The organism is Brasilonema sennae CENA114, from assembly GCF_006968745.1.
Classification (GTDB): domain Bacteria; phylum Cyanobacteriota; class Cyanobacteriia; order Cyanobacteriales; family Nostocaceae; genus Brasilonema; species Brasilonema sennae.
In genome coordinates, this window is sequence record NZ_CP030118.1 from 3281683 (window position 1) to 3307150 (window position 25468).

23 protein-coding genes are annotated in these 25468 nt (G+C 41.2%); 15 read left to right on the plus strand and 8 right to left on the minus strand.

The window, feature by feature from the left end; genetic code table 11:
• Positions 1-37: 37 nt before the first annotated feature.
• A complete protein-coding gene (locus DP114_RS13945; protein ID WP_171976364.1) occupies positions 38-1207 on the plus strand; it encodes a glycosyltransferase family protein in 1170 nt (389 codons plus the stop codon).
• Positions 1208-1225: 18 nt separating this feature from the next.
• Here DP114_RS13945 and DP114_RS13950 read toward each other — a convergent pair whose 3' ends face one another.
• On the minus strand, positions 1226-2005 hold the full coding sequence (locus DP114_RS13950) for a WecB/TagA/CpsF family glycosyltransferase (protein WP_171978191.1): 780 nt from the start codon (positions 2003-2005) through the stop codon (positions 1226-1228).
• A gap of 1427 nt (positions 2006-3432) precedes the next feature.
• Here DP114_RS13950 and DP114_RS13955 point away from each other — a divergent pair.
• Together DP114_RS13955 and DP114_RS13960 are read left to right on the plus strand one after the other, a co-directional pair.
• A complete protein-coding gene (locus DP114_RS13955) occupies positions 3433-4314 on the plus strand; it encodes a hypothetical protein (RefSeq protein ID WP_171976365.1) in 882 nt (293 codons plus the stop codon).
• Positions 4315-4461: 147 nt separating this feature from the next.
• Positions 4462-5877 carry a 1-acyl-sn-glycerol-3-phosphate acyltransferase gene (locus tag DP114_RS13960; RefSeq protein WP_171978192.1) on the plus strand — a complete coding sequence of 472 codons (1416 nt, stop codon included), beginning with the start codon at positions 4462-4464 and terminating at the stop codon, positions 5875-5877.
• 178 nt (positions 5878-6055) lie between these two features.
• On the opposite strand, the gene DP114_RS13965 is transcribed toward DP114_RS13960, so the two are convergent.
• Positions 6056-6649 carry a TetR/AcrR family transcriptional regulator gene (locus DP114_RS13965; protein ID WP_171976366.1) on the minus strand — a complete coding sequence of 198 codons (594 nt, stop codon included), beginning with the start codon at positions 6647-6649 and terminating at the stop codon, positions 6056-6058.
• 228 nt (positions 6650-6877) lie between these two features.
• Here DP114_RS13965 and DP114_RS13970 point away from each other — a divergent pair, with 228 nt between their 5' ends.
• The 5 genes from DP114_RS13970 (at position 6878) to DP114_RS13990 (ending at position 10913) form a co-directional block, all read left to right on the plus strand.
• Entirely contained in the window at positions 6878-8404 is a 1527-nt protein-coding gene (locus DP114_RS13970) for an amidase (protein ID WP_171976367.1), read from the plus strand.
• Positions 8405-8531: 127 nt separating this feature from the next.
• Positions 8532-8765: a regulatory protein SipA gene (gene sipA, locus DP114_RS13975; protein ID WP_171976368.1), complete on the plus strand. Its 234-nt coding sequence runs from the start codon at positions 8532-8534 to the stop codon at positions 8763-8765.
• Positions 8766-8831: 66 nt separating this feature from the next.
• Positions 8832-9386, plus strand: a complete 555-nt coding sequence (locus tag DP114_RS13980) for a peroxiredoxin (protein ID WP_171976369.1) — start codon at positions 8832-8834, stop codon at positions 9384-9386.
• A gap of 178 nt (positions 9387-9564) precedes the next feature.
• Positions 9565-10050: a hypothetical protein gene (locus tag DP114_RS13985; protein WP_171976370.1), complete on the plus strand. Its 486-nt coding sequence runs from the start codon at positions 9565-9567 to the stop codon at positions 10048-10050.
• On the plus strand, positions 10047-10913 hold the full coding sequence (locus DP114_RS13990; RefSeq protein WP_171976371.1) for a polyphosphate kinase 2 family protein: 867 nt from the start codon (positions 10047-10049) through the stop codon (positions 10911-10913). Before DP114_RS13985 ends, DP114_RS13990 begins: the two co-directional genes overlap by 4 nt.
• A gap of 111 nt (positions 10914-11024) precedes the next feature.
• Here DP114_RS13990 and DP114_RS13995 read toward each other — a convergent pair whose 3' ends face one another.
• Positions 11025-11192 carry a hypothetical protein gene (locus DP114_RS13995; protein WP_171976372.1) on the minus strand — a complete coding sequence of 56 codons (168 nt, stop codon included), beginning with the start codon at positions 11190-11192 and terminating at the stop codon, positions 11025-11027.
• 232 nt (positions 11193-11424) lie between these two features.
• The gene (locus DP114_RS14000; RefSeq protein WP_171976373.1) at positions 11425-11631 is read right to left on the minus strand and encodes a hypothetical protein; all 207 of its coding nucleotides are present in this window, start codon (positions 11629-11631) and stop codon (positions 11425-11427) included.
• 204 nt (positions 11632-11835) lie between these two features.
• Here DP114_RS14000 and DP114_RS14005 point away from each other — a divergent pair, with 204 nt between their 5' ends.
• Positions 11836-13227, plus strand: coding sequence for a GH1 family beta-glucosidase (locus DP114_RS14005; RefSeq protein ID WP_246163177.1), 1392 nt, complete (start codon positions 11836-11838; stop codon positions 13225-13227).
• A 51-nt stretch (positions 13228-13278) separates the two neighbouring features.
• Here DP114_RS14005 and DP114_RS14010 read toward each other — a convergent pair whose 3' ends face one another.
• Together DP114_RS14010 and DP114_RS14015 are read right to left on the minus strand one after the other, a co-directional pair.
• Positions 13279-14214 (minus strand): alpha/beta fold hydrolase, encoded by a 936-nt coding sequence (locus DP114_RS14010; RefSeq protein ID WP_171976374.1) that lies wholly within the window; start codon positions 14212-14214, stop codon positions 13279-13281.
• A gap of 169 nt (positions 14215-14383) precedes the next feature.
• A complete protein-coding gene (locus DP114_RS14015) occupies positions 14384-14911 on the minus strand; it encodes a DUF4112 domain-containing protein (RefSeq protein ID WP_169265174.1) in 528 nt (175 codons plus the stop codon).
• Positions 14912-15069: 158 nt separating this feature from the next.
• Here DP114_RS14015 and DP114_RS14020 point away from each other — a divergent pair, with 158 nt between their 5' ends.
• Positions 15070-15519: a hypothetical protein gene (locus tag DP114_RS14020; RefSeq protein WP_169265173.1), complete on the plus strand. Its 450-nt coding sequence runs from the start codon at positions 15070-15072 to the stop codon at positions 15517-15519.
• Between the two features lie 65 nt (positions 15520-15584).
• Here DP114_RS14020 and thrC read toward each other — a convergent pair whose 3' ends face one another.
• The gene (gene thrC / locus DP114_RS14025) at positions 15585-16676 is read right to left on the minus strand and encodes a threonine synthase (RefSeq protein ID WP_169265172.1); all 1092 of its coding nucleotides are present in this window, start codon (positions 16674-16676) and stop codon (positions 15585-15587) included.
• 496 nt (positions 16677-17172) lie between these two features.
• Here thrC and DP114_RS14030 point away from each other — a divergent pair, with 496 nt between their 5' ends.
• Both DP114_RS14030 and DP114_RS14035 read left to right on the plus strand, forming a co-directional pair.
• The gene (locus DP114_RS14030; protein ID WP_169265171.1) at positions 17173-17355 is read left to right on the plus strand and encodes a hypothetical protein; all 183 of its coding nucleotides are present in this window, start codon (positions 17173-17175) and stop codon (positions 17353-17355) included.
• A gap of 1348 nt (positions 17356-18703) precedes the next feature.
• Positions 18704-20539 (plus strand): right-handed parallel beta-helix repeat-containing protein, encoded by a 1836-nt coding sequence (locus tag DP114_RS14035; RefSeq protein ID WP_169265170.1) that lies wholly within the window; start codon positions 18704-18706, stop codon positions 20537-20539.
• An 11-nt stretch (positions 20540-20550) separates the two neighbouring features.
• On the opposite strand, the gene DP114_RS14040 is transcribed toward DP114_RS14035, so the two are convergent.
• Positions 20551-21774, minus strand: a complete 1224-nt coding sequence (locus DP114_RS14040) for a glycosyltransferase family 4 protein (protein WP_171976375.1) — start codon at positions 21772-21774, stop codon at positions 20551-20553.
• Between the two features lie 242 nt (positions 21775-22016).
• Here DP114_RS14040 and DP114_RS14045 point away from each other — a divergent pair, with 242 nt between their 5' ends.
• From DP114_RS14045 to DP114_RS14055, 3 genes are all read left to right on the plus strand, one after another.
• Complete coding sequence (locus tag DP114_RS14045; protein WP_171976376.1) at positions 22017-23042, plus strand: Npun_R2821/Npun_R2822 family protein; 1026 nt, start codon at positions 22017-22019, stop codon at positions 23040-23042.
• A gap of 32 nt (positions 23043-23074) precedes the next feature.
• On the plus strand, positions 23075-24022 hold the full coding sequence (locus DP114_RS14050) for a glycosyltransferase family 2 protein (protein ID WP_171976377.1): 948 nt from the start codon (positions 23075-23077) through the stop codon (positions 24020-24022).
• Positions 24023-24606: 584 nt separating this feature from the next.
• Complete coding sequence (locus DP114_RS14055) at positions 24607-25458, plus strand: transcription factor RcaD (RefSeq protein WP_171976378.1); 852 nt, start codon at positions 24607-24609, stop codon at positions 25456-25458.
• The last annotated feature ends 10 nt before the right edge of the window (positions 25459-25468 follow it).

Here is a 25468-nt window from a genome sequence, read left to right on the forward strand (position 1 = left end):
TAATATATTATTCGACACATCATACATGTATTGAATCATGTTGACAAAAAATCCTCAAAAGATTTTTACTAAACCTTTATCTTTTTATTCAAATAAAAAACCACGCATTTTGGTAGTATCAATGCGTGGTTTTCATTCTGAGGTCTATCGCTCTGTTGACTTTGAATTTGAAGATCTTCTTTGTACTTTTGACTATGCTGATATACTCACTCCTACATTAGCTTCTGGTAAAGTTAATTCATTCAAAAAAAAGCTATCAAACAATACAGCTAGAGCTTTTGTTAAAGGTAAACTTCTCAATTCTGGTTGCATGTCCTCTATTCTAGACAGAGAATACGACTTATTATTTTTTCTCTGTCAACACTTTTGGGATATCACTTCCATAAATTCTATTAAAGGATGGCGAGAAAAATGTCGAAAAACTGTTTTATGGATTGATGAAATCTGGGTAAAAGAAATGGAGGAACAGAAAACTAAACTTTGTTTTGAACTGGCTAAAGATTTTGATTATATCTTTACGACACTAAGTTCTAGTGTTGATGCTATTGCTAATCTGGTTCAGCGTCCTTGTATTTCTTTACCTTTTGCTGTAGATGCTATAAAGTTTTGTCCCTATCCAGAACGACCTCAACGCCATATAGATGTTTATAGCATTGGTCGCCGTTCACCAATAGTACACAAAACTTTGTTGGAAGTAGCGGAACGAAAAAACTTTTTATACCTATTTGATTCTCTGAAAGGTTTACAAATGGGGGACTATAAAGAACATCGAACTTTATATAGTCATTTGATTAAAAGAAGTCGTTATTTTATTGCTAATAAAGCAAAGTTTGATGCTATTGATCAAACAGGTGCTCAAGATGAATTATGTTCTCGCTTTTTTGAAGGCGCTGCTGGCGGAACTGTTATGATTGGGACTCCTCCAGTTTGTGAAGCTTATACAACTTACTTTAATTGGTCTGATGCAGTAATTCAAATTCCTTACGATCCTGCTAATGTAGCGGATATGATCACAGAATTAGATGCACGACCTGATTATGTAAATAGAATTCGTAAAGAGAATGTCATGAATTCGCTACTGCGTCATGACTGGGTGTATCGTTGGGAACAAGTTTTAAAACAAGTAGGACTTGAGAGCACGCCAGAAATGTTATCTCGAAAAACTGACTTAGCAAACTTAGCTGACAAGGTGAAAACTGAGTGTTAAATTTATACCTAAAATCTGTTAGCAATTTGCACTCATTGGGTTCTTCTTCTTGTGTTCCTTAGTTATAGAGAACTTGAACTTTTGTTTCAAAATTAATATGAAAAAAGGGATATCATCTACCAAATATCTTTTCCACAATCTTTTTGGATCACATAAAATTCTGAACAACCACTCGAAACCAACTTCACTCATCCACTTTGGAGATCTTTTCAACTTTCCTGCTTCAAAATCAATAGTGGCACCGAGCGCCATAAATATCTTTATATGGGGTAGCATACTCTTGTACTTGTATATCCACTTTTCTTGCTTTGGGGCACCAACTCCGATAACTAAGACAGTCGCACCGGAGCTATTTATCATGTTAATGATGTTCTGACACTCTTCTTCGTCTTTTTCAAATCCAAAAGGTGGAGAATAGGAGGCAACAATAATATTCCTGCCTGTTTTCCTGTTGATTTCATTTTGAGCTTTACTGGCTACCCCAATACCTGCTCCCAAAAGAAAGATTTTGATGTTTTGATTGTTCTTGTGATAATTATAGAAAGCCGGGAACAAATCTGAACCCGATATCTTCTCTTGAATTGGCGTGCCCAAAAACTTAGATGCGTAAAGGAGTATTTGACTATCACAAATCTTATAGTCACTAATGCTATATGCTTGTAAAAACTCCGGATCTTCTTGTAATTTCATCAAATGATCGACATTGGGTGTAAACACTACCCCAGAGCGCAATTTATCCAACAGTTCTACCTTAGATAAATTGTCAATCTCCAAGTTCAAAATTTTAACTTTATTCATGGCTTGCACAGTTACCCTTAAATCTTACTTTCGGTTAATTGACTCAGTAGACAATGAGAAAGGAGAGAATATCTTGAGAATTCGAGCATGCCCTGATTTTGGATTTTCATCTTAGTTGTGTATAGCACCTATCTTTCAGCAAATGAACAGATTTAAAAGAGAGTTGTATGGAAATTGCCAACCTTGAGAAGGTTTGGCACGTCTATGCTTCAATCTGGATGCGCCGGATTAGTCTGAATTCTCGATTCAGGGAGAGGGCTGTTTTTTGTGAAAACCCTCTGGGCATGATACGGGTGAGGCTATGGTCGCCACCAAGGGCGATAAGCCGGAGGTTGATCGCATGTGCGTATCGTAATAAGGCACGAAAATAGTGTCCTTGCGGAGGCAGATTGTGCCTTTGAGAAAACCGCGCACACTCGCACTCGTTTCTATGATCAAACTGAGAACACCTAACTGAACTGGGTTTTTAGTCGATACAATACCTGGTAACTAGTAAATTGGGCACGGACTGTATCATTCAAAACAACCAAAAACTTAACAATAAAAGCTTTTTAAATTTTGAATGAGTGAACGCGTGAATTTCCCAAACGGTAGTTCATCTCCCGTAAACGCAAATCGCATGGCAGCGTGTCTGTAGGAAATATGAACGAGAGGGTTACTTTGCTCTCAGATGACGAATGTGCTTTAGAACTCAATTTTTTAGGCGTATTTACGGTTTAATTTCGTTGATTTTTTCACTTTAACGGCTATCAAATTTAATTACTATGTGACAATTTATCATGAAAACATAAAGCAAAATTGTCACTTCACATATTTTTCATAAAAAAAAACGACATAATTTCAGTGTATCTACAGTGAGCAAGAGTCTAAAATATAGTTATATCAACGCTTTCGACCAAAGTTTGCACACTTACTAGACATATATGAAAAATTTGTAAAGTAATCATGAAAATGAATAGTGTATTAAGAACAACATTAGAAATAATGACACCTCTTCCAAAAGTGAGATTTTACAAGGTTATGTTAAGCGTTAACCGTTCCCGACTTCTGTAAGAAGCCTATTGTGTATGTTGTATCTGCTGCGCGCCAAAAGATTTTTGCAGATGCTCCTTACAAGAGTCAGTACTTGCAGCGTTATATCCAGTAAGATTTCATTTTTGTATAAGAAAACTATAGATCTAGGTTAGAGTTTCCCTTTGTTAGTTAAAATTTTTATTACCATTAGATATATTTACCATGATATAAAGATTTTTTGCCCTCTGTCAAATTGAGAATCTATGCGTTGAAATTCTTCTTTCAAACTTTAGGTAATCTAGCCAAATAGAAGATGTGAAAATTGGTATTTTGATGTTAAATGGTGGGGATTGCCAAAAGTTGACTAAAAATCATATCACTGTTATTTATTGAGGCAATATTCAGGAGTGAACGTGAACATTATTATTTCTCGTAAAAATGTATTTTCTTTGCTGAGTTTATCGGCTATGGCGGTTTTGGGAAGCGGTTTATCTGCTGCTGCCCAAACGGTAGAGGCCACAAGCGCTCAGCAATCAATCCAGTCTTCCAGAACTGATGCGTTTGTTAATCAGGTAAGTCCTGAAGTAGAAAGCTTCTACCCACCAGCTTTTAGCTCTAGTGCGGTAGAGTCCACTGCTGTACAAGATAATCATCTATCGTCAGTATCAAATGTAAATAACCAGCAGCAGTTACCAACTAGCACACACCAAGCTAATAATAATGTAGTTACACCTGTTCCTGGAACAACAGCAACTTCATCTGCGGCACTTATAGATTCCCAGAATGCAGAAGCTCAATCATCCACTTCTGGGTCGTCTAAGTCTAAGGTGGCACAATCAGATATTAGTATTGACCCCGGCAGACCAACCCGTGGTGGTTCAAGTTACATTGGAATTGGTGGTAACATTGGTTTAGGTGGTAACTCTGCTTTGGGTGATGGTAACTTTATGGTTATCAGCAAAATCGGTCTAACAAATGCGATATCAGTGCGACCAGCAGCAGTGATCGGAGACAATACAACTATCTTACTTCCAGTAACCTACGACATTTCATTCAGGCAGCTATCAGATCCTTTTGCTGCTCCCTTGCCTATTGCCCCATACATAGGAGCAGGTGCAGCTATCAACACTGGTGACGGCTCTGAAGTTGCCTTTCTTGTCACTGGCGGAGTCGATGTGCCCATAACTCCTCGATTTACAGCAACAGCCGCTTTGAATGCCGCATTTTTCAATGAAACTGATATAGGTTTATCAATAGGAGTTGGTTATAACTTTGGTCGTCTTTTTGGTTCATAAATAATACCATAAAGCCCAAAGTTACCACCGATGTGACTTGACACAGAGTCATATCTTTGGTTTAAACGGTGGATATCAGTGAGGCAGCACATAGAGAATAGTCTCACTGAGTTTCTCAACCCTAAAAATACACCTTGGAGAATTACCTTGCCTCATTCGATTCAACAAGCTCAACCGCCCCTGGAGTATATTCCCCAGCATTTTAACTTAGCAGTGTACCATATCACCAAATGGGCACTGCCTGTTTTAATGCGGTTCCGGACTCGACCGTGGTTACCAGCTGGTATTGCGGAGGTTGAAACTGTGAATGTCGAGAGGCTAGTTAATCTCTACCAACAATTTCAAGCTGGCAAAATTCGCTTTTTAATGGCATTTCGCCACCCAGAGGTTGATGATCCCCTTTGCATGATGTATTTACTTTCTCAGGCTGTGCCGAAAGTTGCTCGTCAAAGGGGAATTTTATTACAGTATCCGACTCATTCTCATTTTATCTATGATCGGGGGATGACTCTGTGGGCTGGCGATTGGCTAGGTTGGTTTTTTTCTCGGTTAGGAGGCTTTCCGATTCATCGAGGTAAGCGGCTAGACAAGGTTGGTATGCGGACAGCGCGGGATGTGTTCGCCAATGGTCAACTACCAATCAGTGTAGCTCCAGAAGGCGCAACTAACGGACACAGCGAAATTGTCAGCCCTTTAGAACCTGGTGTTGCTCACATGGGCTTCTGGTGTGTAGAAGATTTGCTCAAAGCTAACCGAACTGAGGAAGTTTTCATTGTGCCAATATGCAATCAGTATCGCTACATCAATCCATCTTGGGCAAAACTAGATTGGCTTTTGGGCAAATTGGAAGCAGATTGCGGCTTATCTGTGCAACAAGTTGGTGAATCAAACCTGGTTGAGCGAGAAAAAGTTTTCTATGAGCGACTCTTCCGGCTTGGTCAACATATCCTTTCCCAAATGGAGCAGTTTTACGCTCGCTTTTACCATCAAAGTACACCAGTCACAACGCAAATAGATTCATCTGCAAGTCGTAACCAAGTACTTGAGGCTCGACTACAGACGGTATTAGATAATTCCCTACAAGCAGCTGAGCAGTTTTTTGGACTGGAAAGCCAAGGAACTATCATTGAACGTTGTCGCCGCTTGGAGTCAGCAAGCTGGGATGATATCCACAGAAAGGATTTGCCAAACTTACATGCATTATCACCTATGGAGCGCGGCTTGGCAGACTGGATTGCTGAAGAAGCATCTTTGCGGATATTACATATGCGCCTAGTTGAGAGTTTTGTCGCAGTCACAGGAACTTATGTTCAACAAAAGCCTACTTTTGAGAGATTTGCAGAAACGTCCTTAATCTTATTCGACGTCATCGCGCGGATAAAAGGAGAGAAAAATCCTGCACGACCTCGGTTAGGTTGGCGAAAATCACGCTTAACAGTCGGTGAGCCAATTTCAGTAACAGAACGTTGGTCAGCTTATCAGACAAGTCGTCAAGGAGCAAGACGTGCTGTTAATGATATGACGCAAGATTTGCAAATGGCGTTGGAGAAGATGATTTGCTAAGGCTTGCGAACCTTAAACAGTTGGCGTATCAATAAATAAGTTTTGTCATACCGCCGACTGTCCCTGTTTAGACACAATATCCCAGTTGACTTTTATATAGCCCCGATCAATGTGGGGAAAGTGCGAACTCAATTGCTTATGGGCTTTTGGCAGCGCAGCGCTGATAAAACCTTGCAGATTAAGCGCTTTCATGTCTGATATGCTCGATCGCAACGATTAGAGCATTGAGCATAACTTCATAACTGGTATCCGTCGAGTGCTCTAGTGTCATTAATCCTGCTTGTTCTAGACTAATAAAACCGTAAATTGCAGCGTTCACCATCCGCATGACATCAATCAATTGGCTGTCATTTAACTCATACAGTTGTAGTGACTTTTTGAGTAAGCCAAGAGATTCTTGTATAAGTGCAGCAGCATCCGGTTCAGTTGGCTGTAACTGAAATTGCATCATCACCTTGTACAGTGCTGGATGCAATCGCGCAAAGTTACGAGTTGCATGTCCGCCTGCTCTTAGTAAAGCATGAGGTTCACTCAGTCCAGCCATTTGTTCCTGGCTGTACGTTAAATATTTTCGCCAAATTGCCAATACCACTGCTCGCCGGAGTCCTGCATTTCCATCGAGATGCTTGTAAATCGCGGGTGGTTTGATTCCCAATTCCCGCGCGACTCGATTCACCCCAAGAGCAGATTCTCCCTCTTTTTCTAAGCAGGCGATCGCCGCTTCAATTACATCCTGTTGTCTCAGAGATTTTTCTTTCGTGGGACGACCCATAATACCAATTCAAAATTCAAAATTCAAAGTTCAAAATTCAATCCGGAAGAAAGCCGAGACGAAACTTGGGTTTAGGAGTGTGTATCTGTCGCATTCTTTTTTCAAATTCGTATAAGTTAATTTAGTTAACTGAATTAACTAAAAGTGAATATAATTAACTTTATCAAGTTCTGCACTGTCGCGACTTCCCCCTAGAGTCTTTTCCTCCTACATTTCACAGGAGTCATTATGACCGATTTAGTGTTTACACCTGCTCACCAGCTTGCTCGCATGATTCGCGCTCGCACTGTCTCTGCTGTTGAAGTACTAGATGCACAATTAATACAAATTGTCAAACATAACACCAAACTCAACGCTATCTGCACCTTAGATGAAGAACACGCCCGTCAACGAGCAAAACAAGCGGATGAAGCTTTAGCACGAGGTGAGAACTGGGGCGTTCTTCACGGAGTGCCCATCACGATTAAAGACATATTTGAAACAGCTGGACTTCGCACGACTGCAGGCTATAAACCTCTCAAAGATTACATTCCTAAACAAGACGCAACCGCTGTTGCTCGCCTGCGTGCTGCTGGGGCAGTTATCTTGGGTAAAACGAATCAGGCTGAACTCGCGGGTGATTTCCAAAGTACCAACGACATTTTCCCCCGTGTCAACAATCCTTGGAACCTAGATTACACAGCAGGTGGGAGTTCTGGTGGTAGTGCTGCTGCTGTTGCTGCGGGGCTTTCACCTCTAGACTTAGGCAGTGACATTGCAGGTTCGATTCGCCAGCCTGCTCATTTGTGTGGAGTATTTGGACTCAAACCAACAGATCGCCGCGTATCGACAGCAGGTCACATTCCGGAAGTTCCAGGGATGCCTAGATGCATTCGTCAAATGCTGACTGCTGGACCGTTTGCTCGCTCAATTGAAGATTTAACTCTATGCCTGCAACTCATCGCTGGAGCTGATTTACGTCAACCTGAAATTCCACCTGTTGGGCTGGATACTCCTGCTCCTCAAAGCTTACAAACGCTGCGAATTGCTTGGACAGATGAATTCTCAGCTTTTGGAGTTGCCTCAGAAATTCGTTTAGCAATGCAAGCTGTTGCAAATACTCTGGTACAAACGGGCGTTCAAATCGAGCAATGGGTTCCACCAGGGTTTGATTTTGCCGCCGGTTTGCAACTCTACAACGTCGTTGTTGCTTACACCATGCTTTACTCTCAACCTATTAATTTAGATGCAGTTGGGAAGACGATTTCTCTGATGTTTCGGGAGTGGACTCAAGGGGATAGGTCACTGCGTTCGCGTTCGCGCAGCGTGTCCGAAGGACTCAGCGTGCGCTCTGCGCAATCGCTCTACAAGGTGACTGGAGTCTTGCCTACGTTCTTGAACCCAACGATGAAGGGTTACTTTCAGGCATTGCAAGAGCGCGATCGCCTGATTGCCCAAATGGAGCAAGCGCTCTTACAATGGGATGTCTGGTTGTGTCCTGTAGCAATGACAACCGCATTTACACACCGCCCGAAAGGTGAAGCGGTGGAAGTGGATGGCAAAAAAGTGCCTTACTTCATGGCTTCTGGTGCTTACACAATGCCATTTAGTCTCACGGGACATCCAGTTGTTGTGATACCTATCGGACAAACCAAAGACGGATTACCGATTGGAATGCAAATTGTGGGTAAGCGATGGCGAGAGATGGAATTGTTGGCAATCGCCCAGGAGATTAACAAAGTTATTGGTGCTTTTCAACGTCCATCTGGTTATTGAGCAGTTATAACCTCTGACATCACTTTTCTGAGATTATCGAATTGTGGTATTGAATTTGGCTAAACTCGATTAGCTAAAGGAACAATTCCCAAAAATATCTCGTTGTAACACTCAAAACTCACTCAACATGACCAAAGAATTTGCCATTGGTAGTAAAGTCCGCCTCGTAGCCCTACCCCCCTACGTGAAAACTGCTGAACCTATGCCTATGCTTCGCCCGCCCGATGTGATTCAAATTGGGGAAGAAGGTATAGTTCTTGACCGCCGTCCTGGTGGATACTGGGGTATTCGCTTTACAAAAGGAGCTTTTCTCCTTGACAGTCAATATATTGAAAGCATAGAAACCGCTTCGGATTCTTAAGAATCTGAGAATAGTAACTAGAAATTGTAAACTTATCTTAAGTTGTGTTTCTGGTCTTTATATATAATGATTTCCCGCCGCACTTTTTTAAGCGTATTATTTGCCACATGTTTAGCTGTTATCAGTTGGTTAAATTTTGTCCCAACTGCTGATGCTCTTGGTGGAAAACTTCCTGCAATTAATCAAAGCGCGCCAGACTTTACCTTGCCAACAAACACTGGTAATGGTAAAATGTCTCTTGCTGACTTGAGAGGTCAGTGGGTTGTCCTTTACTTTTACCCCAAAGACTTTACCTCTGGTTGTACCATTGAAGCTCGTCGCTTTCAGCAAGATTTACCCAAATACATCGAAAAGAAAGCTCAAATTATTGGTGTCAGCGCTGACGATGTTGATTCCCATGCGGAATTTTGCGATTCAGAAGGACTCAAATTCCCTCTGTTAGCTGATACCACTGGTGCGGTGAGCAAGGCATATGGTTCTTGGTTGGGCTTTATGTCTGTGCGCCATAGTTTTATTATTGATCCGCAAGGGATTGTGCGTGAGACTTTTGTCAAAGTCAATCCAGTCATCCACAGTAAAGAAGTTCTGGCGCGACTTGAGGAGTTGCAAAAAGCAGCATAGAAACTCCAGGCGCACGCAGAAGAACACAGATAAATTATTTTGTGTTCTTCTGCGGTTCATTATTTCAAAAAATTCACCGAGCCAAGAAGTTTCTTATTCTTGTGGCGCTCTGTAAAATGAAATTAAAGGCAAATTTTTTTGTTTGCCCCAACGGCTGCTAGCTGCTTAAAAGACGACTATGGACTTTGAACCCCAAACCACTCGAACTGCTTCAGCAAAGGTAGAATTTGCTCCTGAACCGCTTCCTCGTAAGCCTCTGGAATTGCTACGAGATACTGAGGCTTTATTGCGTCGTCCTACAGTCGGAGCAATTGTACCGATGTTATCTCCAAAGGTGGCTAGGCGTGTGGAAGCAGCTTCGTTCGTTGCAGAGGATTTTCTGGAAGATTTAGCTGAGATTGATTTAGACAAGATTAGCGATTGGGAACTGCAACCTGCACGCATTCGAGTTGGTTTAAGCTTTGTAGGGTTTGGGGCTTTGATGATAGTTGTGCTGTTGCTGTATCTCAACACGCAGCATCCAGAACTGAGTGCAGTTCAGCAAATTGGAAAATATTGGTATCAGTACGTCTGGTTTGTTTGTTTGGGCGTCGCGGGGATGTTTGTTCTCGGGCGAGAAGCAATGCGTTCTGCTCAACAGCAGCAAAATTCAAATAAATTATGAACCACACTCCTTTTATTGTTAAACCAGGCTCAAAAATCTCTTTGAAAGATTCTGATCCGAATTACACAGGTGATTTTCACAAAAAAGCGGATGCACAAGGCAAATTAGAAGCTGATATTCAACAGCTTAAGAAATATCAAAATGTTCTTTATGCTCAAAACACTTATGCCTTGTTGATTATTTTTCAAGCAATGGATGCTGCTGGAAAAGATAGCACCATCAAACATGTAATGTCAGGCGTCAACCCGCAAGGATGTCAGGTATTTAGTTTTAAATCTCCAAATAGTGAAGAATTAGACCATGACTATCTTTGGCGAAGCACAAAAGCTTTGCCTGAAAGAGGTCGAATTGGAATTTTTAATCGTTCGTATTATGAAGAAGTCCTTGTAGTTCGCGTTCACCCAGCACTTCTCACAAAGCAACAACTTCCCCATATTCCAGAGGAAAATAAAATTTGGAAGCAACGCTTTGAGGAAATTAATAATTTTGAAAAATATTTGGTAAATAATGGGATTGTTGTCCTAAAGTTTTTTCTGAATGTTTCAAAAAAGGAACAGAAAAAACGTTTTTTAGACAGAATTGAATTGCCAGAAAAACATTGGAAGTTTTCCATCAGCGATGCTCAAGAACGAGCTTTTTGGAATGATTACATGCACGCTTATGAAGATGTTTTCAATCACACCAGTACGAATTGGGCACCTTGGTACATTATTCCTGCCGATCGCAAATGGTTTACACGTCTCACCGTTGCTAACATCATTTGCACTAAGTTAAAAGAACTCAATCTCCAATACCCAACAGTTACTGAGGAACATCAACAGTACCTTCTGCAAGCGAAGCAAATGCTAGAAAATGAAGAATAAGCTTATGACATCGCCACCACTAAAGAAATGGCCCCGCCCCTGTACCGAAGTTATCATAAATGTGGGCAATCCTAAAAAAGCTCAAGAGTAGTACGCCTTCATGAAGCGAAATTAACTTGCATGCTCCCAATCACTCAGCAACTCATGTTGCTGCTGCTTAATCTGACGTGGGCGCAAAAGTGTTAAAGGAGTACCAACACTCGTGTAGGGAAAAGACTTCTGTTTTTTCTTCGCGGATTTGTTGTCTTGTTTGTTGGAGTTGATTTCTAAGGTAGTCATAGCATTCACCAATATGGTTGTCGTTTTGGGATTTGTGATTTTTGAGGCATCGATAAATCTGCAACCATTGCTTGTCCTTTCATCTATCTGCTCAAATCTCTATTTAGATCATCACTCTGTGAAGACTAAATTCCGGAAAAAGAAAAAACAACAAACATAGACTCCTGAAGTTGTGCACAGAGTCTGTCTATTAAGTGGATGTTTCTTAGTGTTTGAGGGGATTGATAATAAATTATTGCATTTGCTGCTCGTACAGCCTCAACTCACGAGACTCCTGTCGAATCTTCCCTAAACTAGCAACCTCTTGCAATGTCATAAAAGCATTGAAATCTTCCAACTCATACTTTTTCTTCAGAAGATTTCGCAATTGTTCTTCTGCTGCAAGGCTGAGATATCCAGCTGCTATAGCTTCTTGAACAACGTCACGGATTAACACCATAGCCTGAAAAATTTTAGTGGGTTCTGATAATAACTACAACTTCTTCATCAGAAATTTCGTGTTTCTTTTACAAATCTTTACAATAAACTTCTTGCAGAAGTAGGGAATAGGGAATTCTGAAGGCTTAACTTTTAACAGAACCTCCTAAAATCTCACTTTTGCAAGAAGTCTCATAACCGAATTGAGCTTTAATTCAAGAAAATAGTGACGTTATCTAAAATTGTGATTATGTATAAATTTCCAGAAGATTTTTGCTGGGGTACTGCGACTGCTGCTTATCAAATTGAAGGTGCATATCGAGAAGGAAGACGTAAACCCAGTGTGTGGGACACTTTCAGCGCTACTTCAGGAAAAGTTTTGAATGGCGATACAGGTGCTGTAGCCTGCGATCACTACCATCGCTATAAGGCAGATGTACAGCTTATGGCACAATTGGGCATCAAACACTATCGTTTTAGTATTGCATGGACTCGCATCATTCCTGACGGTCGTGGCACAGTGAATGAAGAGGGCATAGATTTCTACAAACGTTTGGTGGATTGTTTGCACGAATATGGCATCACTCCCCATGCAACCCTGTTTCACTGGGATAGCCCTCAAGCATTAGAAGACTTGTACGGTTCTTGGCAAAGTCGCCAGATGGCGTACGATTATGCTGATTATGTGACGGCGGTTGTGAGGGGGTTGGGCGATCGCATAACCCACTGGATGACTCTCAACGAAATCCCCTGTTTTACCCACATGAGTTATGACGTCAAACACAAACCTCCCCACGCCCCTGGGAAACAAGTCAGGAGTAGAAAGGAAGTTTGGCAAACTTCTCACCATGCGTTACTTGCTCATGGGTTGGGATGTCAAGCGATCCGCGCTGCTTCACCTGTTCCTTGTCAAGTTGCTCTAGTCGATAATATCTCCGTTACAGTTCCGATCAACGAATCACCTGTTAATGTCGCAGCAGCTAAAAATGCCTTCCACAGCTGCGGGCAAAATGGTGGCATTATTTTCCCTGCCCTGACTGGGGCTTACAGTTCCACAATGCTAGACAATTTGAAAAAAGATGCCCCAGATATACAACCAGGTGACTTAGAAATCATTCACCAACCTCTTGATTCTCTTGGTCTGAACATCTACACTGGCACATATGTTCGTGCTGCTGATAATGAATTAGGTTACGAATTCCTCAACTTTCCCAAAGGCTACCCGCAAATGCATATGCCTTGGTTGAATATCTTACCTGAAAGTATTTATTGGGGAATCCGGCATATCAGCGAAACGGTGGGGCGTAATGATTTACCAGTGTACATCACCGAGAGTGGCTGTGCGGCTCAAGATGAAGTTAATGCAACTGGTGAAGTTCTGGATACTGACAGGATAATGTACTTGCGACAGCATCTAAAGTCAGCGCATCGCGCTGTAAGTGAAGGGTATCCTTTGAAGGGATATTTCTTGTGGAGTTTGATGGATAATTTTGAGTGGGCTTGGGGATACTCCAGACGCTTTGGGATTGTTTATGTGGACTACGAAACACAAAAACGTATTCCAAAAGCCAGCTTTGAATGGTATGCGGAATGTATCCGCCAGAATCGAGTGGTTTAAGCAGTTATCAGTGAACAGTTATCAGTTATCAGTTGGTAAGTGTTCACTGGTTTAATAAAAATTAGTTTCCTGCAAAAAATGAAGAATCGCTGCATTCACTGCTTGTGAAGCACCAGTGGACGCATCATGACAGCAGTTTGGTAAAATTTGTAATCTTGCATCCAGAAGGCGTTGACGCAATTTTTCTCCATCGCTAGCAGGAAACCAACTATCTAGTTCACCCCATAAAATCAGGCTAGGACATCTAATTGCACCGAGATTCTCCTGAACTTTACTGATGAGATTCGGTTTATTGCTTTGGAATTGTTCGATTTCTTGTGCTGCGATTTGTAACTCTTCTGCTACCTTCGTAAGAGTTCCTGGAATTTCAGTGTAAGGATAAGTTATCCAGTAAACATCTTCCTGCGTCAGTATTGATGGATCGTATAAAACTCCACGTCTTTCTATTGCCATAATTTCTCTGACAAGTGGTGCAAATAGATGCGCTAGACGAAAAGAGTCGATCGCTTGCACCATTTCTAATGGTATTTGAGAAAGTAACGACATTCCCCAATGAGGTAAACGTTGAGGAAAAATAGGTACATTCAAGACTACAAGCCGTGCAATTAAGTGGGGATTTGTTTGAGCAAGCCCAAGAGCAATTAATGCACCTAAAGATTCTGCCACAAGAACAACGGGTTCATCGCATAAAGAAAGAATAATTCTTTCAAATTCAATAATTTGATGACCACTTTGTTCCCGACGAGACACCGGTTTTTCGGAAAACCCGTAACCTTTGGCATCAAAACAAATGACTCGAAAATGCTCAGAAAGTGGCTGAACACTATGACGCCAATTGTAGCTCCAACTGCCAACACCATGTAACAGGAATAAAGGTTTACCTGTTCCTTTTTCTCCGTAAGCTATTTTGACAGGATACCCATTCGCATCGGTAATTATAAGATTTTGCCGACCTTTCGGGAAAGTCTCTTGCCACCAATCTTTCATTTATTTTGTCGTAACTTATTTAACCAGTTATCAGTTACCAGTTATCAGTTATCAGTTACCAGTTACCAGTTATCAGTTATCAGTTATCAGTTATCAGTTTTTATTTCCCATAACCCTGTTCCCTGTTCCCTGTTCCCTGTTCACTGTTCCCCGTTCCCTGTTCACTGTTTTAACCGCCACTTAACAATCCCTGTAGCATTACAAGCAGTGATCCAAGCAGTCTAATGAACATTACGGTAAATGCGACTAATGCAATAGCAACTATGAATAATACAATAAAAACCCCAAATACAAACCACTTGTCTGCACTCTTCCTGTGGCTAGGAGACCTCAGATGATCTTCGAGTAGCTTAACATTACGCTCGTTCGCTTTCCAGGCGAAATCAAACAGGTCTCCTGCTATGGGTATTGCACCTACTAAGCCATCAAGAATGATATTGATCATCATTCTACTTAAAGTAGCGCCAGGTGCTCCTAGTCGTGCAGCTTCAAGGACAATGTACGCTGAAAGCATGACTCCTAAAAAATCACCACCAACAGGTATTAATCCTATGATTGGATCTAGACCAACACGAACTTGCGTTCCTGGAACGGTAATAGCTCTATCGAGTAAATGACTTAACTGACGCAGCCTTCTTAAAGTCGGTACTCTGACATCAGGTTCAATTATGGGGTAGGAAGGGGGAATTTCAGACATTACGGCGTTTACATTTGAGTTTTCAAACCGTTAAATATTTTAACTCTCTAACTGGGTATGGTTATACTTGATCCTTAATTTTGTAAAACTTCGTTAAAGTAGTACAGTACTTGTGTAACAAAAAATACCATTAAAAACAGTAAAAAACAAAAGCATTTATGACAGAAGAATTAACCTCACAGTGGTTGGCAGAAATTAAAGCCCTCAAACAGCAGATTGTGGAAATTCAAGCCGAACAGGACGCGGGGTGGCAAAGTGGCGAAAAATGGCGCAAACTTTACAACATCGAAGCGGAACAACGCCGTACAGATGCTCAAATGGCGCAACAGACAATTGCCTCTTTAAAAGCAGAAATACAGCAAATTAAAGGTATTGAGGACGCACGACTTGATGATCCCACTGCTGCAACAGTCATTGAACAACAAGTCGAACAACTAAAATCTGTGGAGGAATTGCAAGCAAAATTGATTTTGGTTACCAAAGAACGCGATCGCCTGCTACAAGCTTTGAAAACAGAACAAGACAACCACACCCAAACGCGCAAAAGTTTAACCACAGCTCTTGCTGATGCTATAAATGGTTTGACAAACCAGAAGCAGGGGAGATAGGGGAGCGCTTGGGTGTAGGGGAGATAGAAAGTTATTGTTATTTATTCCCCTTGTCCTTTACTGTTCTAAAATCCCATTGCCTCTGCGACTGCCAACAGTTCTGGCTCAATGCCTTGTTTAAATTGGCTCTGGCTGTGTTTGATTGCTGTATCTGGATCTTTGAGACCATTTCCGGTGAGGACGCAAACGACTGTCGCACCTGTGGGAACTTGGTCTTTCACCTGTAACAAACCGGCGACGGAAGCGGCGCTAGCAGGTTCGCAGAAAATCCCTTCTTCGCATGCCAAAAGGCGATAAGCTTCAATAATTTCCGCATCGGTGACGGCGTGGAAATTGCCCGTGCTTGCTTGTTGGGCTGCAACTGCTTTTTCCCAACTGGCGGGGTTGCCAATACGAATTGCTGTAGCTATGGTTTCTGGATGTGCGACTGGCTGTCCTGTCACGAGGGGAGCTGCACCTGCTGCTTGGAATCCCATCATCTTAGGTAGGCGATCGCACTTTTGGATTTGATGATATTGACAAAATCCCATCCAATATGCTGTGATATTTCCCGCATTCCCCACTGGGATGCATAGCCAGTCTGGAGCATTACCCAAAACATCAACAACTTCAAACGCCCCTGTTTTTTGACCTTCTAAGCGGTAAGGATTGACAGAGTTTACCAAAGTGACTGGATAAGTTTCGGCCATTTCGCGCACAATTTCTAGCGCTTGGTCAAAATTACCTTTGATTGCCAGGACTTCTGCCCCATACAGCAACGCCTGTGCCAACTTGCCCAGCGCCACGTAACCATCAGGAATTAAGACAAAGGCACGCATTCCTCCACGGCGAGCATAAGCTGCTGCGGCTGCTGAGGTATTACCCGTGCTGGCACAGATAACAGCTTTTGCTCCAGCTTCTTTTGCCTTAGAAATTGCCAATGTCATCCCTCGGTCTTTAAAGCTACCAGTGGGGTTAAGACCATCGTATTTGACGAAGACACGCACTTGTCTACCAACAAGTTGTGCAATTGAGGGAACAGGTATTAAGGGTGTATTGCCCTCCTGTAGAGTGATAACTGGTGTTTTTTCGTTGACAGGCAAGTACTCGCGATATTGTTCTATAAGTCCAAGCCAGGGTTGGCGATGAGATTTAGCAGCAGACAGGCTCAAAGTCACGGTATTTAAAAGCTCTTAGCTCCAATTGAGAACACTATGTAGTATTTATTTTGCACCTTAGATGCTATGCAAGCGCAAGGGGTATCTAGCATCTATCGATTAAACCTCTCCAAAAATCGATTTTTAGTGCAAGCGCCGTAAAGGTTTCATAGCCATTTTTGGAGAGGTCTATTGGTGAAATTGTTTTTTGGAACAAAACTGTCCCATGTCCAGTCTCCTAAAATACAATTCTAAAGGATGTTTGTGAAAGTCAAAATTGTCATATTGAAGTGCGGTGCAGTGAAAGATAACTCCTAAAAAAGGAGTTGCTGATCTTGCGTAACACGCTTGTACACCTTACCGCTACGGAAACAGTACGATAAATGAACACTTTTCAAACATCCTGTCAGAGGTGTTAAATTTGTGCGAGAAAAATATACAATTATTTAATGATTATTAAAACTCGCCTATTATAATATCTCTAATGGTGTGAGTTGATTTATGGATAGATACGTCAATGTCTACATCTAGTGTGTCAGAAAAAGAAACCCAAAGTATCTTGGCAAGCAAACTAAACAAGTGTTATTACCAAGATGAGCAGTTAACAAAATTTATGCATTTGCAGGCAGAAGTCGATTGCTTGCTAGAGCAGTTGCAAAGTATGAAGACGGAAAAATCAATCACGAACAAGGAGGAGTAGGTCAGTATCCAGTAACGGTGCTAGCCGCATATAGTCACAATATCATGACGAGCACGCAATTGAAAGCGGTGTTTGTTGTGTCAGCAGATTTTTAGACCAGAACTGTGGGCAGTTTTTACGACCGAAGTCAGGAAATGCCCTAGTACGAGTCTAACTAGACACATTTTTGTGTTTGTTACTCTGTTGCGATCTGCCGTTCGCGTAGCGTGCGCTTTGCGCTTAGGCAGCAGCGAAGCTATCGCCCAAAGGGCAGACGCCAAAGGCGTATCTCAGCTAATACTTCCTCTAAATCACTTTTAAAACCAGTATAAATCAGTTGACATTATTACACAACAAAAGCGTCGGAAGACTGATCAGCATAACATAGTGCTTCTGGTTTGAAGCAAATATACCAATCCGATTTTATTTGTGTAGGTGTAGCCTGCGCAAAGCGCATAAATCACGCATACTCAGATTCCCGACTTCTTTTAAAGAAGTCGGGAATTTTGTTGTTAGGGTAAGTCCAAAGTGCATGAATGGGGCGTTGCAAGAGGGTTATATAGCGGTTCCATTTGAATCACATACACTACCACGACTAAGTGAAAATATGCAAGTTCAGTATATTTACGTATTGTGTATCACAAAAATATCGAATATAAATGTTGTTATGGAAGTTGCATTTTATACAAATTAATTTTACAGCCATTTTTATGTAAATAGACCACAGTCGTAGGGGCACAAAACATTGCGCCCTTACAAAAGGTGCGGTTCATTTATGTGAAAACTGCTGTAATAAACAGCATTTAGAAGTAGGGGGAGATGAAGCGCCCACCTACTATCTTTGAATGCAACGCGCTTATCAGTATTACTTGTCCAATTGAAAACAAGGGATTTGGCGATCAAGAGCGATCGCCCAGTTTTTTTGAGCTTTTCCACTACGGGAAAAGTAGATATGTTTGTTTTCTCTGTGAGTGATATTTTACCAAATGAATAATCATCTGGTCAACCGCTTCATTTTTCGTAAACAAAACGGAATAACCTTTCCAGTTTTGCGGATTTTTATACCAATTAATTTTACAGCCATTTTTAGGTAAATAGACCACAGTCATAGGGGCACAAGACATTGTGCCCTTACAAAAGGTGTGGTTCATTTACGTGAAAACTGCTGTAAAAAACAGCATTTAGAAATAGGGGGGCATGAAGCGCCCACCTACTATCTTTGAATGCAACGCGCTTATCAGTATTACTTGTCCAATTGAAAACAAGGCATTTGGGGATCAAGAGCGATCGCCCAGTTTCCAGTTTTTTGAGCTTTTCCACTACGGGAAAAGTACATATGTTTTTTTCTTTGTGAGTCAAATTTTACTACATGAATAATCATCTGGTCAACCGCTTCATTTTTCGTAAACAAAACGGAATAACCTTTCCAGTTTTGCGGATTTTTGGATCTTGTTTGTTGATATTATTCTCAATAGGTAGCCAAACAAAGCCAGGATTGGCTAGTCTTACGGATAAGTTATCTACAAAGTTGTCGAGTTCTGCGATCGTTTCCCCCAACTCAAAGCAGAACAAGTCTGCAACACAGGGAAAAACGCTATATGTCGGCCTTAACGGCAAGGGGAATGCCTGTACAACAATAGCACCCTGCTCCCTGACAAGCGTGCAGCAGTATCTGCGTTCCATCAATACCTCGATGAAAACCGATATAACCGTCATTCTGAAAAATGGCACATATTACCTGCCGGATACTTTTACCCTTAATGCACAAGACAGTGGTTTCAATGGGTATTCGATCATTTTTCGAGCTGAAACACCCGGAAGAGTTCAACTTTCAGGCGGTAAGGTAATTACAGGATGGCGAACTCAGGACGGAAAGATTTTTCAGACTGCGGTGGATAACCAAGATTTCCGTCGGCTTTTCGTCAATGGCGTTCCAGCTATCCGCGCCCGACAACCAAATGCTGGCACTTATTTTCGTGTTGTGAATTGGGATATAGCCAATAAAAGGGTGGAAATAAAGCCAAACGAGATCAATCGATGGAACAAACTCAGCGAAGCAGAAATGATAGTTTTCAGACACTGGACTATCAACAGATTTAAAATTGAAGATTTTTTTATAAACGGCAACGTTGCTTCTGTCACGCTGCAGAATCCAGGCAGAGATCTGGCTTTTATGGTGAATACCCAATTCTTAGAGCCACAACTCTCGTATTATTTTGAGAATGCTTATGAATTTCTTGACAATAAGGGAGAATTTTATCTCGATAAGGAAGCACACATTTTATTTTACATACCCCGCCCAGGCGAAGATATGTCTCGAACAACTGTTATCGCCCCGCGTCTTGATCAGATTGTAAAAATTGCCGGAACTGCTGAAAAACCAGTACAGAATATTGTTTTTCAGGGTATCATTTTTCAGGATGCCAACTGGACAGGACCTTCGCAAAAAGGATTTATCGGCGGGCAGGCTGGCACGGAAATTAGCACAACCCACGTATGGGGTGATACGACGATGATCGCAGGGGTAGAACTGTCTTACGCGGGAAACGTCAGCTTTGAAAAATGCACCTTCCGTAATATGAGCGCCTCAGGCGTCAATGCTTCTAGCGATGTTGAAAATCTCTCCATTACGAACAGCCATTTCGAGAACCTGGGGGGACAAGGCATCGTCATGGATACCCTCTTAAAGGCGGAACCTGCAACAGCGACGATCCGTAATGTTAGCATCAATAACAATACCCTTACCGCCCTTGGTCAGGACTATCAAGGTTCGGTAGGAATTTTCGCTGGTTTTGTCGAAAACATGACCGTTGAAAACAACAAACTGTGGAATCTTCCTTACACGGGCATCAGCATCGGCTGGGGATGGACGAGGGATATCAACAAGCTAAAAAGCAACACTATCAGGAACAACGAAATTTCCAACGTCATGAACACTCTTGATGACGGTGCGGGTATTTATACTTTGTCTAATCAAGATAATACCTTGATTTCAGATAATAATATTCACGATCTTGTTCGTTCTCCGTGGGCTGCAGGCTATCCGATCACCGGTATTTATCTGGATCAGGCAAGTGGAGGAATTACAGTCATAAGAAACAAAATCGATAATGTTGTTATGCCAATCTACACACACAGCACTCAAAATAATAACGTTATCCAGGGTAATTCGCCTAACACCGTGACTAATAACGAGTCGTCATAAACCGTGTGATCTCAACACCCAGTACTTGTCAGGACTTCTTCATAGCGTTTACCTGCGCTTTCCCAAGTAAATTCCGTTTCTACTAATTGTCTGGCGTTACGAGATAACTTTGTTCGCAATTGCGAATTTTCAAATAATTGACTGATAAGAGTAACGTATTCTGTAGGCTGATTTGCTCGTAATGCTCTGGGTGGTATATTTGAACCATCTACACTTAGTCCTTCTAAACCACGCTCACTTGCTACTACTGGCACACCTGCAGCCATCGCCTCTAAAGTTTTATTTTTAATACCAAATCCCGTTCGCATTGGCACAACGCAGACTGTTGCTTTGTGCAAATATTCTACCATTGAAGGAACACGCCCGGTAACTGTAATACCGGGTTTTTCTTTGAGTGCTAAAACTTCTGGTGCAGGACGAGAACCAACAATATCAAAAGTGGTATCTGGGTAAAGCTTTTGAATTTCGCTTAAGACTTCGTTACTAAAAAAGCAAACAGCATCAATGTTTGCTAAATTATCCATTGCACCAATGAAAATGATGCGATGTCCGTTTGGATCATGAGTACGGTAGGGAAAAGAAACTAAATCTACCCCATTGGGAATAACTTGAATTTCGGTCTTGGGGTTAAATTCTTGCATCTGAATTCTATCTTCTTCTGTTGTCACCACAATTGCTGAGAATTTAGAGCAATAGCGTTGTTCATAACGACGCAAAAGTGGTAAGTAGAGTCTGTCTCGAAATCTATTTTCAGAAATACCCGTTTTTAGCTGGTTGCGACAAGTACCGTAGACTGAACTATGAACATTCACTATAGTTCTAAGATTTTTTTGAAAGTGTGAGCGCACATAAATTTCATTAACGCTATGTTCACAGGTAATAACATCGCATTTTCCCGCCTCCACAAAGTTATCAATCCAAGTCTGCATTTCGCTTGAGTAGCGGTTTAACACACTTGGCGGGGTTCCTTTTTGTATAAAATAATAAAACCTCTGTATTTTTTCTAGTAATGTTCCTGATTCACTCGTGTCTTGAGGGCGATTAAAAACAATTAAGTTATCAACATAATCCCGTAATTCTAATACTTCTGCATCTGTCACACCAGGCTCTCGTTGAGTCACCAGCGTAATAGCATGATGTTGACTGAGATACTTGAGTAAATGAAATGTCCTTACCTGGGTTCCGCCTCGTGTAGGAGGATAAGGGAAGGTGGAAGATAGCATTAAGATGTTCATAAACCTAATTATTTGGAATAATACTAATTAGAGCGGTGATATAGCAGTCCTAAATCATTTGTAAGAAACAAGATACCCGACTTCTGGTGATAAGTCGGGTTTATTAGTTTTTGAATTTTCACAACTCATTTCGGATTACTATACATATAGGATGGCTTGTCATCACATTTTATATCATCATTTTCCGACTTATAAATTTAAATTTTTGATAAACCACGTGAATAAACAAAGGATATTTAGCGATGGAAGATTTTGGTATTTACACACTAGCTAATGATATTGTTTATAATCAGTTAGTGGCATTACTAAACAGCATTGAAGTGAATGTTAGCCCAAATCTTCCGATTTGTATTATTCCCTATGATCAGAAACTAGACCGAGTGAAGCTAGAGGTAAGTTCTCGACCGAATGTCACCTTATTTGAGAACAAAAGCTCAATGCAACGCTGGCAAGATTTTTATAATCAAGCTTGGAATGCCCATGCCCAAGCTAGCCAGCTAAAGCAAGGTCATTCTAGAAAATGGTACAAACAAAGTAATTTATTCAGGAAAATGTGTGCCTTTGATGGCAACTTTAAACGATTTGTGTTTTATGATGCTGATAGTTTGGCAATGAGTTCGCTCGATAGGGTTTTAGAAAAGTTAGACCACTACGACTTTGTGTTTGATGATTGGGAACATGGCAAGTCAACTCCTGTTGCAGCACTCAACTTTGCTCGGATTGAAAAGGCAATATGCTTGCCAGAATCCCAGGTAAGACCACTATTACATTGCTCTAGTTTCTTCGGTTCCAAACAGGGAATTTTTAACCAAGATGAATTAGAGATGCTAAGAAAATGTTTAGTTAAAAACCAGGAGTTTACCTGGATTAATGAACGCTCTTGGTGGTGTGATGCAGACTTATTTAGTTACATGACATTGCGATGCAAGCGCCCACTCTTTAACTTTACCCTCAGCCCCAATGGTCGAGACATAACTGGCAATTGTGCAGATGCCGATCCATTTGTAAATATCAATAATGTCCTCTACAACCAAGATGGATTAAAACCAATTCATCGTCTACATTATATGAATTATCCTGCCATTAATTTTACTCGGTTGTGTCAAGGCGAAGATGTTGATATTCGTTACAGAGATGAATTGTTGTACTATCGATTTTTAAAAGAACCAGAAAAACGACCTCAGCAACTCAAGCCGCCGAGTATTGTGGCTAAAACCAATCGATTCATCCAAAAGGTTAAGAGTAGAATTGAAAGAATGATTTCTTAAGTTTAGTTTTTGTCAACCCTACAATTACACAAATGCCTAAAGTCAGTGTTTGTATTCCGACTTTTAATCGTATTAATTTGCTGCCTTTCGCAATTGAAAGTTTACTCCAGCAGACTTTTCAAGACTTTGAGTTAATTGTTTGCGATGACGGTTCTGCGGATACTACTCCTAAACTTATGTCGCAGTACACAGATAGCCGCATCAAATATATCCGTCATCAGCAAAATATTGGTAAAAGCAATAATATGCGCTCTGGCTTTGATGCTGCAACAGGGAAATATTTTATCAAATTTGATGATGATGATAGGTTAACTTCAGATTTTCTATCACGTACCACAGCAATTCTGGATAAAAACCCCAATATTGATTTTGTTGGAAGTGACCATTGGGTGATTGATATTAACAATATCCGAGATGAGACAAAAACACAAGAAAATTCTCGGCGCTGGGGTAGATCGAATTTGCCAGAAGGTGTTGTTGATAATTTACAGGAAGTTGTCTTTGTTAATCAAAGCTTTCAAATTGGTGCAACCTTATTTCGCCGTTCAGCCTTACAAGAATTAGGATTTATGCAGCCTAATTGGCAAAATTGTGAAGATAATGATTTATTTGTGCGGCTGGCTTTGGCAGGAAAAAAAGGGTATTATCTCCCAGAATTCTTGATGGAATATCGCTTCCACGCACAACAGCAAGGGATTGACAGGGCAATTCCTTATTTCACAGATAAGTTACGGTATTTAGAAAGTTATCAATTTGAATCCCAAAAGCTAGAGAAAATTAGGCAAGAACGTCTCGCGGAGACACAGTTATTGTTAGGTTTACGGTTGATTGAAAAGGGTGAAACGCAAAAAGGAAGAGAGTTAGTTTTAGCAGGGAAGTCTTTTTCTCCTGCTAAGGCGTGGACTGGGTTGGGGTTGTCGCTGTTACCTGTGGGATTGCGTTCTTTGATGTTTGATTTGGTGAGAAGGGTGAAGGGGTAGCTGAGATCTTGCACCATTCTCAACAAAACCCAAAAAACCGGGTTTCTGAACCAGAAATTAAGGTTTCTACGAGCAGGCATTCTCAAGAAACCCGGTTTTTAACTCAGGTGCAAGATCTGAGGTAGCTTACATCTTGCACCTGATCAATAAAATATAAAAATAATTACATTTTATTTCACTCCGTTCTCGTCCGCCTAGGACTGTAAGTCCCAGGCTAATAGGGGAAGTCCATTAAAATGGACTAAAACTGGAACGGAATTTTTAGTATATTTCAAAACATTTATCAACCCAGAGTGGTTTACTTGTAATGGTGCAAGATCTCAGGTAAGGGAGATGGGGAAATGAGAGAGTGAGTGAGAATTGAAAAACCAAGATCCTCGACTTCTGGTGAGAAGTAGGGGATCTTGTTTCTTACGTTCTTTGTAGCGTGCGCGTAAGGTTTATGATTTAGGACTGATATGTATTGATATTTAGATAACACGCACCCTGCCTAAATACCCTAAATCTAGTTAGGATAAGAAAAGGTGTCAATTATTGCCACTTGAGCTAGAGTGGTGCTGATTTAAATACAGGCTAGAATCCGCATGGATACAAATGAGTTAAAGTTTCTACTCAAATTACTAGGATGCGCTAATTATAAATCAAGCTTTAGTGCTAGTATTTTCGATAGTTTTAAAGGTAAAGACAAAATTTGTCAAAATTTAGGCGATCGCGAACTACTAGACTATTCCCGCGAGATTGCCGCAGTTAAGATTTTACCACCTGGTAACGCCCTGCTGAAACTTGAAGCAACTCAGTTGCCCATCACAGACAAAGAACTCAAGGTACTAGAAAAGATAAGTAAAGCTGCTGGTAAAGTTTCCCCCAGCAAAATAAAAATTTCGTCGTTGAAAGCGCCTGAGAAAGAAGCCATATTGAAAACCCTGAGTGAACGGGGATTGATTGACGCTGAAATCAAACGCCAAAGACTTAAAGCTGAAGTTTGGCTGACTCAGCGAGGAATTGAGTATTTACGAGATGATTACAATCCCAAGGGTGCTGCAACCATCAGCTTGGATTTGCTGAATAATTACCTGCGCTTTTTGCGGAAATCCTTGCACGATAAGCCTGAACAGGTATTTCCCTCAGCACATCAGAGTGAAGAATCCTCTCCAGAAACGATTGTCAATATTAGTGACGAAGAAATTTTAGAAACTATCCGGAGATTGGATCGGGAACTGGGTACTGACAATTATTTGCCAATCTTTTATGTGCGAGAAAAGTTACAACCCCCGTTGTCACGAGAAGAAGTAGATAAGGCACTTTATCGTTTGGAAGAAACAGACCAAATTGAATTAAGTACTTTGGCAGAACCAGGGGATTATGGTTCTGAACAAGTTGACGCTGGAATTCCCCAAATCAGCGGTGGCTCCTTATTTTTCATCACCGTGATTTAGCAATATACAC